Origin of the sequence: Anaerotruncus sp. 80 (assembly GCF_009936115.1) — a bacterium.
Taxonomy (GTDB): domain Bacteria; phylum Bacillota; class Clostridia; order Peptostreptococcales; family Anaerovoracaceae; genus Senimuribacter; species Senimuribacter intestinalis.
Genome location: NZ_QWES01000022.1, coordinates 1 through 16,449 on the forward strand (window position 1 = coordinate 1; position 16,449 = coordinate 16,449).

General features: G+C 42.5%; 15 protein-coding genes. All 15 read left to right on the top strand.

Annotation, left to right across the window (positions count from 1 at the left end; all coding sequences use genetic code 11):
- Positions 1-468: hypothetical protein (locus tag D1155_RS11570; protein WP_160202570.1), on the top strand; the 468-nt coding region annotated here is incomplete at its 5' end.
- A 12-nt stretch (positions 469-480) separates the two neighbouring features.
- Positions 481-1,479: a hypothetical protein gene (locus D1155_RS11575; protein ID WP_160202571.1), complete on the top strand. Its 999-nt coding sequence runs from the start codon at positions 481-483 to the stop codon at positions 1,477-1,479.
- A 67-nt stretch (positions 1,480-1,546) separates the two neighbouring features.
- Positions 1,547-2,578 carry a hypothetical protein gene (locus tag D1155_RS11580; RefSeq protein WP_160202572.1) on the top strand — a complete coding sequence of 344 codons (1,032 nt, stop codon included), beginning with the start codon at positions 1,547-1,549 and terminating at the stop codon, positions 2,576-2,578.
- A gap of 10 nt (positions 2,579-2,588) precedes the next feature.
- The gene (locus D1155_RS11585) at positions 2,589-2,816 is read left to right on the top strand and encodes a hypothetical protein (protein WP_160202573.1); all 228 of its coding nucleotides are present in this window, start codon (positions 2,589-2,591) and stop codon (positions 2,814-2,816) included.
- Between the two features lie 133 nt (positions 2,817-2,949).
- A complete protein-coding gene (locus D1155_RS11590; protein ID WP_160202574.1) occupies positions 2,950-4,065 on the top strand; it encodes a hypothetical protein in 1,116 nt (371 codons plus the stop codon).
- Positions 4,066-4,153: 88 nt separating this feature from the next.
- Positions 4,154-5,608, top strand: coding sequence for a zincin-like metallopeptidase domain-containing protein (locus tag D1155_RS11595; RefSeq protein WP_160202575.1), 1,455 nt, complete (start codon positions 4,154-4,156; stop codon positions 5,606-5,608).
- Positions 5,609-5,619: 11 nt separating this feature from the next.
- A complete protein-coding gene (locus D1155_RS11600; RefSeq protein WP_160202576.1) occupies positions 5,620-5,874 on the top strand; it encodes a hypothetical protein in 255 nt (84 codons plus the stop codon).
- 11 nt (positions 5,875-5,885) lie between these two features.
- On the top strand, positions 5,886-6,152 hold the full coding sequence (locus D1155_RS11605; protein WP_160202577.1) for a hypothetical protein: 267 nt from the start codon (positions 5,886-5,888) through the stop codon (positions 6,150-6,152).
- A 179-nt stretch (positions 6,153-6,331) separates the two neighbouring features.
- Positions 6,332-7,963 (top strand): hypothetical protein, encoded by a 1,632-nt coding sequence (locus tag D1155_RS11610; protein WP_160202578.1) that lies wholly within the window; start codon positions 6,332-6,334, stop codon positions 7,961-7,963.
- Entirely contained in the window at positions 7,956-8,201 is a 246-nt protein-coding gene (locus tag D1155_RS11615) for a hypothetical protein (protein ID WP_160202579.1), read from the top strand. The genes D1155_RS11610 and D1155_RS11615 overlap by 8 nt, the downstream gene beginning before the upstream one ends.
- Positions 8,198-10,696, top strand: a complete 2,499-nt coding sequence (locus D1155_RS11620) for a type IV secretory system conjugative DNA transfer family protein (protein WP_160202580.1) — start codon at positions 8,198-8,200, stop codon at positions 10,694-10,696. Before D1155_RS11615 ends, D1155_RS11620 begins: the two co-directional genes overlap by 4 nt.
- Complete coding sequence (locus D1155_RS11625) at positions 10,693-12,597, top strand: pLS20_p028 family conjugation system transmembrane protein (protein WP_160202581.1); 1,905 nt, start codon at positions 10,693-10,695, stop codon at positions 12,595-12,597. The genes D1155_RS11620 and D1155_RS11625 overlap by 4 nt, the downstream gene beginning before the upstream one ends.
- 288 nt (positions 12,598-12,885) lie before the next feature.
- A complete protein-coding gene (locus D1155_RS11635; RefSeq protein WP_160202583.1) occupies positions 12,886-13,467 on the top strand; it encodes a conjugal transfer protein TraC in 582 nt (193 codons plus the stop codon).
- A 1-nt stretch (position 13,468) separates the two neighbouring features.
- Positions 13,469-15,382, top strand: coding sequence for a hypothetical protein (locus D1155_RS11640; protein ID WP_160202584.1), 1,914 nt, complete (start codon positions 13,469-13,471; stop codon positions 15,380-15,382).
- On the top strand, positions 15,382-16,437 hold the full coding sequence (locus D1155_RS11645; protein WP_160202585.1) for a peptidoglycan DD-metalloendopeptidase family protein: 1,056 nt from the start codon (positions 15,382-15,384) through the stop codon (positions 16,435-16,437). The genes D1155_RS11640 and D1155_RS11645 overlap by 1 nt, the downstream gene beginning before the upstream one ends.
- Positions 16,438-16,449: the final 12 nt, after the last annotated feature.

Consider the following 16,449-nt stretch of genomic DNA (forward strand, 5'->3'; position numbering starts at 1 on the left):
GACGATATGGGATATAGCCAAGCGGAAGATATAGAGGGTAAGTATGGTATCAATGGTAGCGTTACGCAGGGTCATGTATATCTCCGCAAAATGCTTGATTTTACTGTATCTGAATCTATCACAATGACTGGTACTGCAAATTCCGCTAATCTAACAGTAAGTGACTTAACAGTGGAAAATCTTGGTTCAAAGGCAATTACGGTCAGCAGCGTGCAGGTGGACAATATATTAAATGGTTGGACGCTTGCTGCAAACAGTACTGACTTTGCCGCACTTGCAAAGGATAGTAAAATGTTCTCGCTTGTAATAGGCGAATTTGATTTGTCCAAAGGTGCATATACCGCTGGCGGCACTATTGCAGTCGATGGGCAAAAGGTGTTTAAGCTAACTGGGAAAACCGGTATTGTGAGCAAATCCATCAATCAGCAACAGGTTGCAAATCTAATAGTAACGGTTGAGACGGAGTAAGGAGGGGAGCAGATGAAAAGAAAGAAAACGAGAAGAAGCCTCATCATGGCTTTGGTAATGTCTATCCTGATTGCTGTCCCTACCTGTGCTTATGCGCAAAGTTCCAGCGCCGAGACCGGCGGTTATCTGACAATGCCAAGGAGTAAATTTAACTTTATTTTCCCGGAGACAACAGAAGTCATTACCGAGATTGTACCAAAATACGATGATAGCGGCGATATTACGACGACAACAACGCCGACTGAAAAGGATGATGATGGTACAAATAAGGTAAAAGAAGAAAACCAGCGTGAGCTGATTAAACAAGCTAATCTATATGATTCTGACGTTGTGGTTATTAAACCAGCAGAAGATGACGATGACATCAGTACAAAAATTCCCGGCTCGCTGCTAGAGGAAATCAGCAAAAGACCAGGGCTTGACCTGTCTATCAACACGCTGGTCGGCAAAGTCGTAATAGACACCGATGGCGTTTTAGACCTTGCTGAAAAGGCTGGGCAGGACGACATCGTGGTTACTATCATTAGAGATGATAACCCAACTGGCAAGGAAAAAGAAATTGCCGGCAAAGACGGAATTGTCTACCGGGTGATTATCACCATCGGCGGAAAAGAGATTGAGACTATAAACGGTACAATCACGCTGCTGTTAAATGCTGACGACCCGTTACTCGACAAGGAGATTATCGCAATCCATCTAAAGGATGGCAGGGAAAAAGAAATTGCCAATAACCGTTACGACAAGGATGGCGGTAACTGGATCACTGTAAAAACATCTTCTGCCGGCACATATATTCTGACGCATAAAGATAAAGTAAAAGAAGATGTTACTAAGCCGGAGAAGCCGAATAACGGTAGCAATCAGGGCGAGATAAAACCGACTGAGGGCGGGCAGGATAATCAACCTGGCAGTACGCCACAAACAGGCGATGATTTTGCATTACTAAAATATTTGTTAATTCTTTTTGCAGCAGGAACTCTTCTGGCTGCAGCGAGAAAATTGGATAAATGATAAATAATGAGAGACAAAAGGCAGCAGTAAGCTGCCTTTTGTGATATAAAAATCGGAGGTGAGGAGGATGAAGAAAAAGCGAGTGATGGGGTTGTGCCTTATACTACTGTTATCGCTTACATCGACCGCTTATGCAGGGAGCATGACAACAAAGGCATGGACTATCACAACGGGTCAGGACTATGCAAATATCACGCTTGACGATCTCGGCAAAGGTGAGCTTGTCAATACTGCAGAAATTCATGAGGATGGCAAGTCATATGAGGCAGTAAAAGTGACTGCAAGTGTAATCAGCAAAAGTGAGCCTGTTACAGTAAAAAAGACCTATACAAATCTTACCGACAAAAAGGTACAGCAAAGTATTACGAAATCGGGTGAAAAGCTGAAACTTGATGATGTAGAGTGGACAGAGCATCACCGCCATGCTGCAACAGGAACACTTACCTATAAGGGAAGTGATAAAAGACCGGATGCGCCCAAGACAAAAGAAATTACGACATCTTTACCGGATGGAAGTGAAATATCCGTTGTTGGAAAGTTACAGGATATCAAGCAGACTGGCAGCAGTTATAGCAAACCATTCACAGTGACTGCAAAGTTTATCGGTGATTCAGATGTCGCTTATTACAAATTAGATGATACGCAAATTCCAAACAACCCTAAAACACCAACGTTTGAAGGTTATCAAGAAACTATTTTGCGGCATTTGAACTATAATCCGGCTGATTACCGCATTACCGATGGAAAATGGAGTAGCAATTATGTAACAGAAAATGGGCGGACAGTTCGGTACGCAGAGTTTAGTGGATTACGGAAAGCGAGCGACTGGACGGCCTATTACGAAGAAGAATTGTCAACAGATAGTCCTGCACTTGCGACTTATGATGCAGTAGCAACATATACCAATGGTATTAAAGATACCAGCTATGAAGTGATGATAACTGTAGACTATGAAAAAGTCGGATTAACATTACTACAAAAGATTCTATTGGTAAGTGCGGCCATAATCATACTCGGTGGATTGATTGCAACTATCTTGCTGATTATTAGAAAAAAGCGAAATAGAGAATCGGAAACAGTTATAGTTACAGAAAAATAGGAGGTAGAATATGGAAAAATTTGCAAACGGATTAAATGCTTTGATTACGCAATGGCAGCCGTTTATTTGGATTGCCGTAGCAGCGGCACTAGTGGTCATTGGCCTTATGTTTATCATCCCATCACAAAAAAGTAAAGATTTTGCAAAAGATCATATCGGAGTCGTCGCCATTGGATGCGGACTTGTGCTGGTTGCAGTGACACTCGCTAAAGAAATTTCCGCTGCATGGGGATTTTAATTCGCTACTGCTATTAAAGCAGCACTGTAAAACGTTAAAGAAAGGGCATCAGGCAGTGTGGTTATATGATTTAAATTCCTGTCTGATGTCTTTTATTTAGGATTTTAACAGTGAAAAAGGAGGAGGTACAGTAATGGAAATTGAAAGAATTGTAGACGGTCAAAAGAGGAAATTTACGCTAACAAGTGATGAAGTCTGGCAGGCATATTTTGAAAAGGAAGCAGAATTTGATATGTATGATGTAATAGAAGCGGTACGCGTTATGGATGATGAAGATCGTCTTGCGCTGGAACATAGTCTTGATATGGATGTGGATGATTTCTTAGCTGATGAGGCAGCCATATCTCAGCTTGCAAAAGATATGCGTGCTCGTATGGATAAACAGAATATTGAAAAAGAAACAGCCTTTTGGCAGGCTGTAAAAATGAATAAGGAAAAGAAAAACGCAGAAATCAATATAGATGGGGCGAATGGCTTCATTGAACATTGGCAATCTTTTGTAGGGCATACCATTTCAAATCCTGCTGCAGAACTCATATTTTATTCTTATGATGATGGTCAGTTTACTGTTAGGCATTGCTGCGGAAATCCTGAGGATTATTTAGAATCTAAAGGAACACCAGAAGAAATTGCAGAACAGTATCATTTCGATGGTGATTTTAGAGAGAAGTTCTTTGATATGGATTATAGAATGGAACCAGAATGCGTAGAACATGTACAGAAAGAAGCTACTATAGACTGGTCAAAAGTTCCCATTGATACGCCCATTTATATTAGCCCTGATGGTGAACACTGGTGGAAAAATCATTTTGCAAAATATGAAAATGGCAAAGTTTACTTCTGGAGAGATGGCTGTACATCTTATACAGCGGAAGATCATAATGACAATAGGTATTTTTCGCAGGCTGTGGAGTGCAATTATGCAAAGCTGAATGAGAACGATTTGCAGGAAGAGCACACAATCATTTCCGGAGAAACTGATATGGTAAACGAAGAGGAGTTTGTGAAACTTTCTGTGGAACAGTTAAACGAATTATCATATAAAGACCAGTTCAGGATTGTGCTTGCCATGGAGTTTCCCGAAACCATAGAGAATGAAAAGCTGCAGGAAGAGTTATACGAACAGTTTATGCAAAGCGATGAAGCCGGCTTTTTCAGTAGTGACTTTCGTGCAGCGATTGAAAAAGAGATGGATCAGCTTTCTGATCAGGAACTGAAATGTGAAAACAGTGATGGAATATTTATTTGAACGGAGGCAAAGACCATGAGTGAGAGAATCACAATTTTTATTGACACAGACACGATAACGGAAGAGGAGTTATTATCGGAGGATGAAGATGGACAAGAAGGTAAGAGAATATAGAGAAAAATTAGCAGAGGCCTTTATAAAATCTATCACCGAGAATCCAGTAGGCTGGCAACAGGAATGGAGAAGTCCTATTAGCAGACCAATTAATGCGGTAAGTGGAACAGCATACCGAGGAATCAATAGGATATGGCTGTCCTACCAACAGACAGCGAATGGATGGGAAGATCCAAGGTGGTGCACTTTTAAGCAGATAAAGGACAAAGAGTGGCATCTTATGAAAGGAAGCAAAGGTACACAAATTGAATATTGGATGCCATATGATGCGAAAGAAAAGAAATGTATTACATGGCAGGAATACGGCGAACGTGAGGACAAAGAGGGTATTTCATTGAGAGCGAAATATTTTTATGTGTTTAACGGCAGCCAAGTTGAAGGAATGCCAGAAGTGGAATTACCGCAGGTGCAGGAAATTAATCAGGCACAGTTCATTCAAAGAATTTCAGAGAATATGGGCGTCGAAATTTTACATGATGGAATTGATAGTGCTTTTTACAGACCGATAGAAGATAAAATTCACCTACCGCTTAAGGAATACTTTAACGATGATTATGGATATAATGCGACGGTACTCCATGAGCTGTCTCATGCTACTGGACATCAAAGCAGACTGAACCGTAGTTTTGAGGGCAGTTTTGGGAGTGCTTCCTATGCTTATGAAGAATTGGTCGCAGAGCTTTCCAGCTGTTTTATGAGCGAAAATCTGCTGGTGCAAATGGACGAACACCATTTCCAAAACCATAAAGCGTATATACAGAGCTGGGTATCTGCCATTGAGAAAAAGCCGGAGACATTCGTGAAAGCCGTGAGAGACGCTGAAAAAGCGGCCGACTATTTAGAGTATCAGGCAGAACTTGTATCGCAGCTTACCTATCAGAAAAACGTTGAGAAAGCCATGGAAACAGACGTGAAGACAGTGCAGGAAAATGAAAGTATAAAGGGGAACCCAGTCCGCATGATAGCCGAGGCAAAAGAAAATAGTAAGGATTATGTAAGGGAATATATTCGGGGTTTTATGGAAAAGTATGACTTTAGTCGACCGATTATTGTGCAGGGGGCGATGATTCCATCATTAATGATGGAATCTGACCTTGCCAAAGGAGGTATGGCGGATACAAAAGAAGCGTGCAGTACCTGGATCAATGCCGATCCAGAAGCTGCATTTAACACAATGATATATATAAGCGATAAATATCCGGAGCTGGAAGGACTCACAGCGGAAACTAATCCGGGCAGATTTTCTCTTCTGATGATGGAGAGAGAAATCTACAAAATGATTTACGAGGCGGATGTAGTGGATGAGAACTGGGATAAGGATTTCTTATTTGATAGAAGTGCGGCCAAGGAAATCTGTCAGGCGGCAGGTATCGACGCACCAGATAATGTGGGGCAATTTAGGCTCTGTCAGAACGCTGAATTAGAGTAAGGGAGCGGAATATGGCGATAAAAGGAAAACAGTTAAAGAAGCTGACTGAAGCATATCTTGATGGTTTGCGTACAGGCTCGTCAGAGTGGATACCTTTTTTAGATACGGCAAGCTGGATGTATAAATATCGTTTTGCAAATCAGCTTGCTGTTTACCTGCAGAAACCAGAAGCAATTGCAGCAACCACTATGTATCAGTGGAATCGAATGGGCAGAAGCATCAATAGAGGTTGCAAAGGGAAGAGCCTCATGAGACGGAAGCTATAAAGGAAGCATATGTGTACAACAACGGATACATCCTAATCGAAAAAGAGGGTGAAGATACCTATTATAGTCTGTATGACAGAGGCTTTGACAGCCGATTTAATGAGCGGCGCTTATATGCAGGCGATGAAATGATACCCCAATATATTGCAGAAGATGTGCTTTTAAAGCAAGGATATGCATCTACTGCAGTTGAGCAGACGGATGCAGAGTGGCTTAAAGAACAGGTTAAGTTTGCAGAAGTATCTATACGAGTCAACGATGAATGTGGGATTGAATGATAGAGATAACTGTATGGGCAGGACATAATGTCCTGCCTTTTTTATATACAGGGGATCTGCACCCCTGTAACCCCAGCGACGACACCGGCATATATCATGCCGATGCCTATAGAGAACTCACGAAGGACAGAAGATAGCGAAGTTAACTTTTTTATTGACTGAAAAGGAGGAAGAATACAATGGGAAAACGACGATTTTTTGTTGATATGGATGGCACGCTGGCAGTTTTTACGCCGGTAGATACCGTGGAAACTTTATATGAAAAGGGATATTATGCTGAATTAAAGCCACATGCGAATGTGATTGAAGGAGTTAAGCAGTTTATACAGACGGAATCAGATACAGAAGTATACGTTCTGTCCGCAGTGCTGGAGGACAGTCCATATGCACTGATAGAGAAAAATGAGTGGTTAGACCGACATCTTCCGGAAGTCAATCAGGAACATAGAATATTTTTACCGTGTGGAAAAGATAAGTCAGAGTATGTTCCGGGAGGTATAAGTGCAGCGGATATATTGCTAGATGACTATTCTACGAATTTGCATCAGTGGCAGGCTGCGGGCGGTTGCGCCATTAAATTGATGAACGGCATAAATGGAACCCGTGGCAGCTGGATGGGGCAACGTATAGCGTATGACATTATGCCAGAACAGTTTTGCCATGATTTGATGCAGTACCTGCAGTTGGAGGAAAAAAGTGAAGCGTTGATTACGATTGGCGGACAGGAATGCGTCAAGGTTGAAGAATGGCAGATTGAAAATGACCATTATGTGCCGGGAAGGGCCATACAACAACAGGAAGCTGGAGCTTTTCATTATGCAACGGTCAACAACGATTTAACTAACATCTTTGAATACGAAGAAAAGCCGACAAGACAAAAAGTGGAGGATGATTATATTGACAGGGAAGCGATGCGGGATATAGACCGTTATGAGGCTGAATTTGGTGATCCAGTGCTTAAAGATGGAGTTACGAGAAGTCAGGCAGTAAAGGAGTACGACAGAGCACTGCGGACTATTGGTTATAGCGCCAAAGAAATAGAGTGCATATACGTAGATAAATATTATACCGGTGAGAGAGGGAATCTGTCTGAGATGGTTTATGATATGCTCATGCACCAGATGTCTGATGGTAAACCGACTGCGTATATTACACCAGGTACAAGCCGCAATGCATTTATAAAGACTATGGATGAGGAAAGCCGCCGAAGCATTGAGATGGCAATCAGATTGGCGGAAATCCAGGAAGGTTACTCAGGAACCGAACTGGAGGATAGGGTTGAGGAGGCTATGAGTAACCGGCTTAGCGCTATTGATGAAAGCCTTCATGTTGAGGAGCGGCTGGATTTAGCAGGACAGAGCATCGTGACCATAGAAAATGGAGGATGTACATACGTGGTGCTGGCAGAGGCGGTTTCTGAGTATGGCAATACCGATCTATTGCTTATGCGGGGGAGTGACCGGCATTTTCTCATCGCAAAAGGATGGGATGCACAAAGCCAGAATTGGGATCACGGTCAATATTTCGGTTGGGACAAGGAAGCCTTAGCAGATGCAGCATCTGAATTTGCCGGTCATGCTTATGTGCGAAGATGCTTTGCGCAAAGCTCGTTGAAGGAACAATTTAAGACAATTCTTGAAGCAGAGTTTCCAGAGACGATAGGAAACGATACATTGCAGGAAGATTTGTATGAAAATTTTATGGAAAGCAACCAAGAAGGATTATTTAACAACGATTTAAGGCGGGAGGTTGTGAGGGAGATTGAAACCCAAAGACAAGTAGAAATAGAATGGGAGACAGAGTATGAGTAATCACGTAGAAAAAAAGAAAGTCAAAACAACTAAGAAAATGAAAGAGATGGTAAAAGATATGCCAACCATAAACCAGAATCTTATGGATATGGTTAATTTAGAATATAGAGCGGATTCAGAGCTATATAAAAGTAGTAAAGCAATATTAGAGGCGTATGGGTATACCGTGTGCCTGTTTGACTTGGAAAATCCCAGTCATTCCACGGGCTATAAACCAAATGGAGGTAAAAACCAGTGAGAAGTAATAATGAGATTAAGACCATGAAGCTACCTCGTTTTTTAGCCAAGTGGAACGTGATTCCGTTGACAGTAGGCAGCATTGATTTGGTCATTTTTTTTACGTTTAATTATGTGATAAACGTGGTACTTAGCTTAGTTCGAAACGGCCTGTCAGAAACGTCCTTTGGAGTTTGGAACATTTTTCCGCTTTTCTGGTGTTGGAGTGGACGCATAATTGGATTGTATTTGTTTTTTTTGCTGGTTATGGCAGCATTGGACAGCATCCTTGTATATCAAATCAGGGCGAGTTTGTCAGATAAAGAACTAAGGCATGGGCAGAAAGGTACCGCAAGGTGGACCACACAAGAAGAAGTACGTCATCAATATAAAGAGGTGCCCTTAAAAGATGATTTCTATCCAGGTAAAGGAGGCACAATTATATCCCGGCAAGGGGAAACTCTCTATATTGATGATAGCCACTCTAATACACTGGTAATCGGCACGACCAGATCCGGTAAAGGTGAGATGTATGTTTTCCCAAGCATTGACGTCTATTCTAGGGCGAAATTGCTGAAGGATAGACCGTCTATGATCGTCGCGGACCCAAAGCTGGAACTATATAAAAGCAGTAAAAAAACGCTGGAAGCGCGCGGGTATATCGTGCGGCTGCTCAACCTTGCAGACCCGATGCATTCTATGGGATATAATCCACTGCAGCTGGTGGTGGACTACTATCGGGCAGGACTTGTGGAAAAGGCACAGATGGCGGCCAAGACTTTCAGCTTTTCCATTTTCGCTGCGGATAATTCCACGCAGGAGCCGATTTGGAAAAACACAGCGACGGACTTGTTTACCGCGCTCATCATCGCCATAGCTACAGACTGCATGGAGGAAGATAAGCAATTAAATGAACGCCGGCGCAAAGCATGGAGCCAGAAACGCAATGCTTTTGCCGCTCTTACAGAAGATGAGCAGCAGAGGGCAAGAAAGAAATATGAAGAACTTGCAGGCGATGGGGAAGACATATTGCTTGAGGAACGTCTCTACTATATTCCACCAGAGGTGAGTTTTGCAGAAGTACATCCTAATGAGAAGAAGGTTAGCTGTTTTTCATGCCTGAATTTTTTTAGGGAGTTGTGTGATAGAAAAGCCCTTGCAAGAGCAACAAGCCAAATGGAACGGGAAAAGATTGCAGAAACGGCTCTGGATGAATACTTTAACAATCGTCCACCACTGGATTATGCAAAAAGTCTTTATCAGGAAATTAAAACAGCAGGCGACAGGACCAAAGGCAGTGTATACCTTAATATGCAGTCTGCGGTATCCATCTTTGCACTGGATAATATCGCGAGATTAACCGCAGAAAACGATATCGATATTGAGGAAATCGGCTATAGTGAAAAGCCTGTGGCAATTTTCATCGGTATTCCATCAGAGGATAGATCTAATCATTTTCTGGTCACGACTTTCATCGCTCAAGTCTACCAGTACCTGTTCAATTTAACTAAGACGCGCAAAGGCAGCAAGCAGGGCAAGCTGGATCGGCGGGTAAAGTTCATTCTGGATGAATTCGGAAACTTCCCGGAAATCGAAAACTTTGCCGGTTTTGTGACGGTTTGTCTTGGTCTTGGTATCAGTTTCGACATTTATGTACAAGCGCTTAATCAGATTTCGGCAATATATAAGGATCATGCTAAGACGATTTTGGAGAACTTTGCAAACCAGATCTACATCAAGAGTGTCGGAAAAGAAACAGCAGAGGAATTTTCGGAGGTGTTGGGCAAAACCACTATCGTGGAGGTGCAGCGCTCTGGAAGCCGGTTTACGTTGGATAAAAACTTTACTGAAAGTGCGAGTGAAAGACCGCTTATGTATCCGGATGAGCTTGCCAGGCTCAGAGAAGGAGAGTGCGTGGTCTATCGCGGCATCAAGCGAACTGACCGGCTGGGCGTTGCGATTGAAAGCTACCCGATTATAAATGAGTATGCTGATGAACCGTCAGAGCGAATAAAACAGCAAATCAAGAGTGAAATGCTGGAGGCAAGAAGCCGTGGTCAAATTATGCAGCATCCGGATAAAAATGAAAATCGGGATCTGGCAGCGGAAGAAGAAATGCATATCCGTATTGGGCGCTGGCGAATGCAGCAGGGTACGGCTCTTTTATACAGGTACATGTATCTTACTGACACATTTCCCAATCCTGATGATATTGCAATTGAAGACATTAACACGGAGAGCCGAGCGCATATTGACTATACATCTATGATTTACGAACCAGATACTGCAATTACGAATATGGCAAGGCAAACGGAAAGCTATATGAAATTGGAAGAATTGCCGGAGTATCTGTCTCTTTGCTACAAGCTGCAGCAAATTGATGAGGCATATAAGGAGACTCTTGGCATCACCACAGGAAAAGAAACCTTGTCAAAAGTTACGGAAGCTGTCTGTAAAAGCGGTTATACAACAGAAGAAAAAGAAGAAATACTGGAATTGATGGGAGGCGCAGCATGAGTAAGAATGAACTAATTGATTTTTATTTGGTCAATGGTGATTTGTTTCAGCAAAATAATGTAGTTACAAGTGCGCTGAGAACCTTTGGGTTTTGGATTCTGAAGCTGCTTACCACTGTGGCAGATGCCTGTCAGCAACTATATGACATTACCTTTGGGCTTGTAGATTTTACAACGTGGCCCAAAATCAACACTCTTATTGAAGAATTTAAACCGGTCTTTGTAGCGTTTATGGCTATATCGATTTTTGCTCTTGGAATTATGCTCATCGCAAACCACGAGAAAAAGCCGAAGATTGCAATCAATATTTGTATTGCCTGTTTATGTGTGACCTGCTCGGCAGTAGTATTTCAGCAGCTTAATACGGCAGTTTTGGATGCAAAAACAGGTATAGATAGCGTGACGGAGGATACTGCAGCTGGAAACGTATATGATATCATAGGAAACAACATGATGGATATCTATTATCTGGATCAGCAGATTGGGCTAAGTAATATCAATTATGAGGAGAATGAGAATAAGCTGCCGCATCCTAAAATGACCAGCCAGAGAATGAATGTCATGGATTATGCGGAAGTGATGGATCCCGACAGTGACAGTTACGATTTTAATGATGCAGCAGCAGAGGATATTCTGACGCAGATGATTATTACTGGAGGTGATGGTAGCAGCTATGACATCGGAGAAATTTATGATGGTGTAGCTTGGACGTCTATAGGTAATAACTTTTATTACCGTTACAAGATCGACTATCTCCCGGTGATATTGGAAATGCTATCCGTCATTGTCTTATATATTGCCATGGCATACAAATGTACCAGACTTGCTTTCGAATTAGTTTTTGCAAGGCTTTTAGCGTATCTTTACAGTGCAGAATTATCTGGCGGACAAAAGATTGCAAAGATCTTAGTTTTTATCAGAGATACATATATACTGCTCTTTGTTACTACTCTTTGCATCAAGCTGTTCTATTTCTTTACAGCGTACATTGATGAGATAGCAATGAACTCTCTGCTTGAAGCTGCGATTATTCTGTTTATTGCCTTTTCCGTTGTTGACGGGCCGAATCTGGTGGAAAAACTCCTGGGCATGGACGCTGGATTAAAGTCATCGACCGCACGGATGATGGCAGTATATAAGGCAGGTAGTGGCGCAGCACATAAAGCAATGCATACGGCTGCGGCGCCGGCAAAGATGGCTGCACGCTACGGTATGCAACGCCATATGATGAATCGTCAGGCTACAGCTACTAATGAAGCAATTCGTAACGCTATGGGTGGCAATGGAGATTCTGATAGCTTTATGGCTAACGGACAGGCAAATGATGCAGAGGTAGCCTCTTCTGTCGAAAATGATAATACTGGGCAAGCACAATCCGAAACAGATAATCTTGATGCAGGGGGCAGACATAGTGCAGCGCAGCAGGATTTTTCTGACACATCCTTTATGGATTCAGATGCTGCAGCAAATGCAGAAGATGATGAAAATGGTAGAGGGCAAAGATTGCAGAATCAGGAGTCCGGAACTTATGATGCAGCCTTCATGGATAACTCTGCAGATGAAGGAACACCGATTGGCGATACTAGCAGCGATACTTCAGAAGAAGGCAAGCAGCAAGGTGCATTTATGGAAAACGGTGGGCATGACGGCAATGAACTATATACTGTAGCTGGGAATCAAAATGAAATGGCACAGCATACTGATTTTCCAGAGAAGTCTGATACACACATCAATGATTCCAGCAAAAAACCAGATCGTTTTGAACAGATGATGGAACAAGGTGGCATAAAACGACAGCAGAACAGCAGTCTGAACCAGAATCGGGTAATCTCAAGATATAAAGGTCGTATTTTTGATCGCAACATCAAGGAGAGAAACAGAAGAAAGGATGATGAGGAATGAAATATTTGATTACGGAGGAAATTGAAAGTCCTAATCGTGTGTTTAAAAATGTTGAGGCACTGGATTTCTTCTTTGTTTTAAGCTATATGGCGATAACTTATGCGCTGAAAGCTATGGTCCACCCTTCGCTTCATCTCCCGTATTATATATTTTCACTGCTTTGTTGCATCTTTTTGACCTGCAGGAGTGCGTTTAATCGCAAGAGAAGAAATTTGGAAAGCATTTTTTTGCTTTTAAAACATAATACGTCTGTTTATAGGGCTGTATACGAAGAGGAGGTGCAAGAGTTTGTTGCAGAAATCGAAGATAAATAAAGAAGAGAAGGGGCGGCAGGAAAGCAAACCGGCTGCACAGAAGAATAATCTAGATATCCTACCAATTCGGTATTACGATGAGGATGCCGGTGCATTTGTATTAAATGATGGCAGCTATTTTGATATTTACGAAAAGGTAGCTGATGACGTGGACAACATGATGGAAGATGAAGTGCAGATGCTGATGATTAGGCTTGCAAAATTTTTGAAGCTGTATAAGGATGATATTAAGATTATCAGCATGAACTTCCCGACGAATCTACTTAGCCAGGAGAAGAGACTAACGAAGAAAATGCAGGAGACTAACGATCCGGTGCGAAAAAAATGGCTGCAGCGTTCTATCTCGGAGCTGCAGCGCGCAGAAAAAGGAACCCGGAAAAGGGAATATTATTTTGTCCTCATGAGTAGAACTGCGGAGCAGCATTACGATCAGGTGCAGCAACTATCTATCCTTGGAGATGGTGTACGTGAGATTAGTCTGGAAAAAAAGCTGCAGATCGTGTACAAACTGTGCAATCCAAACTCGCTGATTATAAGAGAGGAAGGAATAAAATAAAATGAAAAGAAAGAAACAAAGTGCGAAAGCGACAGATTGTATAGATCTGCCGCTTTTTTCTTACATACAGCCGCAAGGCGGAATCACCTTTGCTGCACCGAACTATATCACCACTGGCGATGGCTATACGAAGATTATCCATATTTACCGTCTGCCTACAAGGCTGGACGACTACTGGCTGTCAGACATTACACGGCAAAAGGATTGCATTACAGTGATTGATGCTTCAACTAGAGATAAGCGCGAGGTTCAGAAAAACATTAACCGTGCGCTGCAGGAGGAATTTAGCCGGGAGCTGCACGCTACGAACTATCAGGAGGTCTACGATAGCAAAAAGCGGCAGCATCAGCTGCAGCTCATGTACGATGAGGTGAAATCCATGGGAGAAGTGGTCAAGATGATGCACTTTCGGATTTTTGTTTCAGGTAAGAGTCTGGTCAGTGTGGAAACGCAGTGTGGGGAAATCATGGAGAATCTGGAAGCAGATGAGTATATGCCGACGATTTTGCTCAATGAAGGAGAGAGGGAATGGAAATCTCTCTGGCAAAGCTATACCAGGCAAGCAGCAGAACCCTTCGCTATTAAGGGACTGTCACTCATGACAGAACAGATTGCCGGCGGATATCCGTTCAAGTTTTCATCCCTTGAGGATGATGGCGGAGATCTGCTGGGCTTTACTGGTTGCGGAGGATGTGTGGTGTATGATGAGTTTGCGAAAACAGACAGGCGTAAGCATTACAATACTCTTGCAGTAGGGGATATGGGTAGCGGAAAATCTACCTTTTTAAAGAAGCGTTTTCGTTCGCGTGCTGAGCGAGGTGACTTCGTGCGCTGCTTTGACATCTCTGGAGAGTTTACGCAGCTGACAAGAGAGTTTGGTGGCAAAATCATAAAGTGTGACGGACAACATGGGCTTTTGAATCCGCTGGAAATTCTGAGATCTGGAGATGATGACGGAACTAACTATGTTCGCCATATTTCAAAGGTAAGTGCATTTTATCAGTGCTTAGTACCGGGAACCACTTATGAAACACTCATTGACTTACAGAATATTTTAAGGTCTTTGTACGAGCGCTTTGAGTTAGTGCCGGGAGAAGGAAACCGCATTACAGGGCTTCCAGCAAACAGATATCCGACGTTTTCAGACCTTGCTGCTTATATAAAAGAAGAAATGGATGTGAAAACAGATGAAGCAGCAAAGGCAGATGATGTGCGAAAGGCGCTTCTGATTCAGGAAGTCAGCCAGCTGAATAGCATATATAAAGCAATTTCGTCTCTCGTACGAAACTACGGCCAAATGTTTGATGGACATACAACCATTGATAATATTGTTGACGAAAAAATCGTAACTTTTGACATCAGTATGATTAAGGATCTGGACAACATTTTCGTCGCCCAACTTTTTAATATGACTTACTTCTGCTGGGATAATGCTGTTGCCAATGGGAGTCTGATGAAAGCGCAATTTGAGAATAAGGCGATTGACTTTGAAGATGTGGTGCGGTTTTTAATCATCATTGATGAGAGCCACAGATGGATTAATGCAAAATTTGAGTTTATCTTGGATCTTATCATCATTATTCTTAGGGAGGCTAGAAAATATTTTGTCGGAGTTACATTGGCATCACAATCTATCCGCGATTACGCACCGGAAGGATCATCAAGCGAAGCGATAGAAAAACTGAAGATTATCTTCGAACTTACGCAATACAAGTTTATATTCAAGCAGGATTCCAGCGTATTGCCACTGATAGATAGATTATTTGGCGGCGTGCTTAGTCCTTGGCAGCGGGAAAAGATTCCGTATTTGGAGCAAGGCGAAACGATTCTGTCAATTGCTGGAGATAGGAATATCTTTTTTAAAGTATGGCTTTCAAAACAGTATGAGGAGCAGCTGTTTGCCGGAGGTGCATGATGGATACTTCCAAAAAAAGATGGATTCTTTCTTTTAGCATTGGATCAGGGGGGATTCTTTTTCTACTATTAATACTGCTTCTTGTTATTGGCGTCGCTGTTACAGCAGAAAGCGGTGGTAGAAGAGGCGGTATTAGCATGGAGGGGCTGCCGGAAATCCTAACAGAAGAAATGATTATGGGAGCCATGGACAGCGAAGAAAAATATGACGTGCCGGCATCTCTTACACTGGCACAAATCATTTTAGAGAGTAGCGGCAGTTATCCGGGAGGTTTGTCGCTGCTCGCTTATGAATGTCATAATCTGTTCGGAATGAAAGGCATTGGACCTGCCGGTTATAAAGAGTATCAAACTGGTGAGCAGACATCAGGCGGAGAAAGCTATGTGATTACGGCAAAGTTTAGAAAGTATCATAATGTCGCAGAAAGCATTGACGACCACGGGCAGCTTTTATCGAGTGGTCACTATACGGCATATACCAAGGGTTGTAAGACTGCGGATGAATGGGCGGTTGCCATTCACAAAGCAGGCTATGCAACTGCTGTTGATTACAGTCAGCGTCTGATTGAAATTATGACGATGTATGACCTGTATCAATTTGATAATGGCGGAGGCTATGTAAAAGGAAATGGCGCAGCTACAGGAAAATATGTATGGCCTACTGTATCCAGCGGTATCATTACATCATACTTTGGGTATCGGGATGCGCCGACTGCTGGTGCAAGCACATACCATGAGGGAATTGACATTGCAGCATACTCCGGTGCACCTATATATGCAGCAGACGGGGGAACTATCATTTATGCACAAAACTCCGGTGGTGCAGGTGGCTATATGATTAAAATTGACCATGGCAAAGGCATCCAAACCAGTTATATGCATTTGAGATCAGATGGCATACTGGTAAAGGCAGGTCAGAAGGTAAGCAGGGGACAAAAGATTGGAAAGATGGGAACTACTGGTGTATCAACGGGAGATCATCTGGATTTTCGTATTTTTATCAACGGAAGTGCGAAAGATCCACTAAATTATATAAAAAAGCCAAGTACAAAATAAGAGGTGAATCAT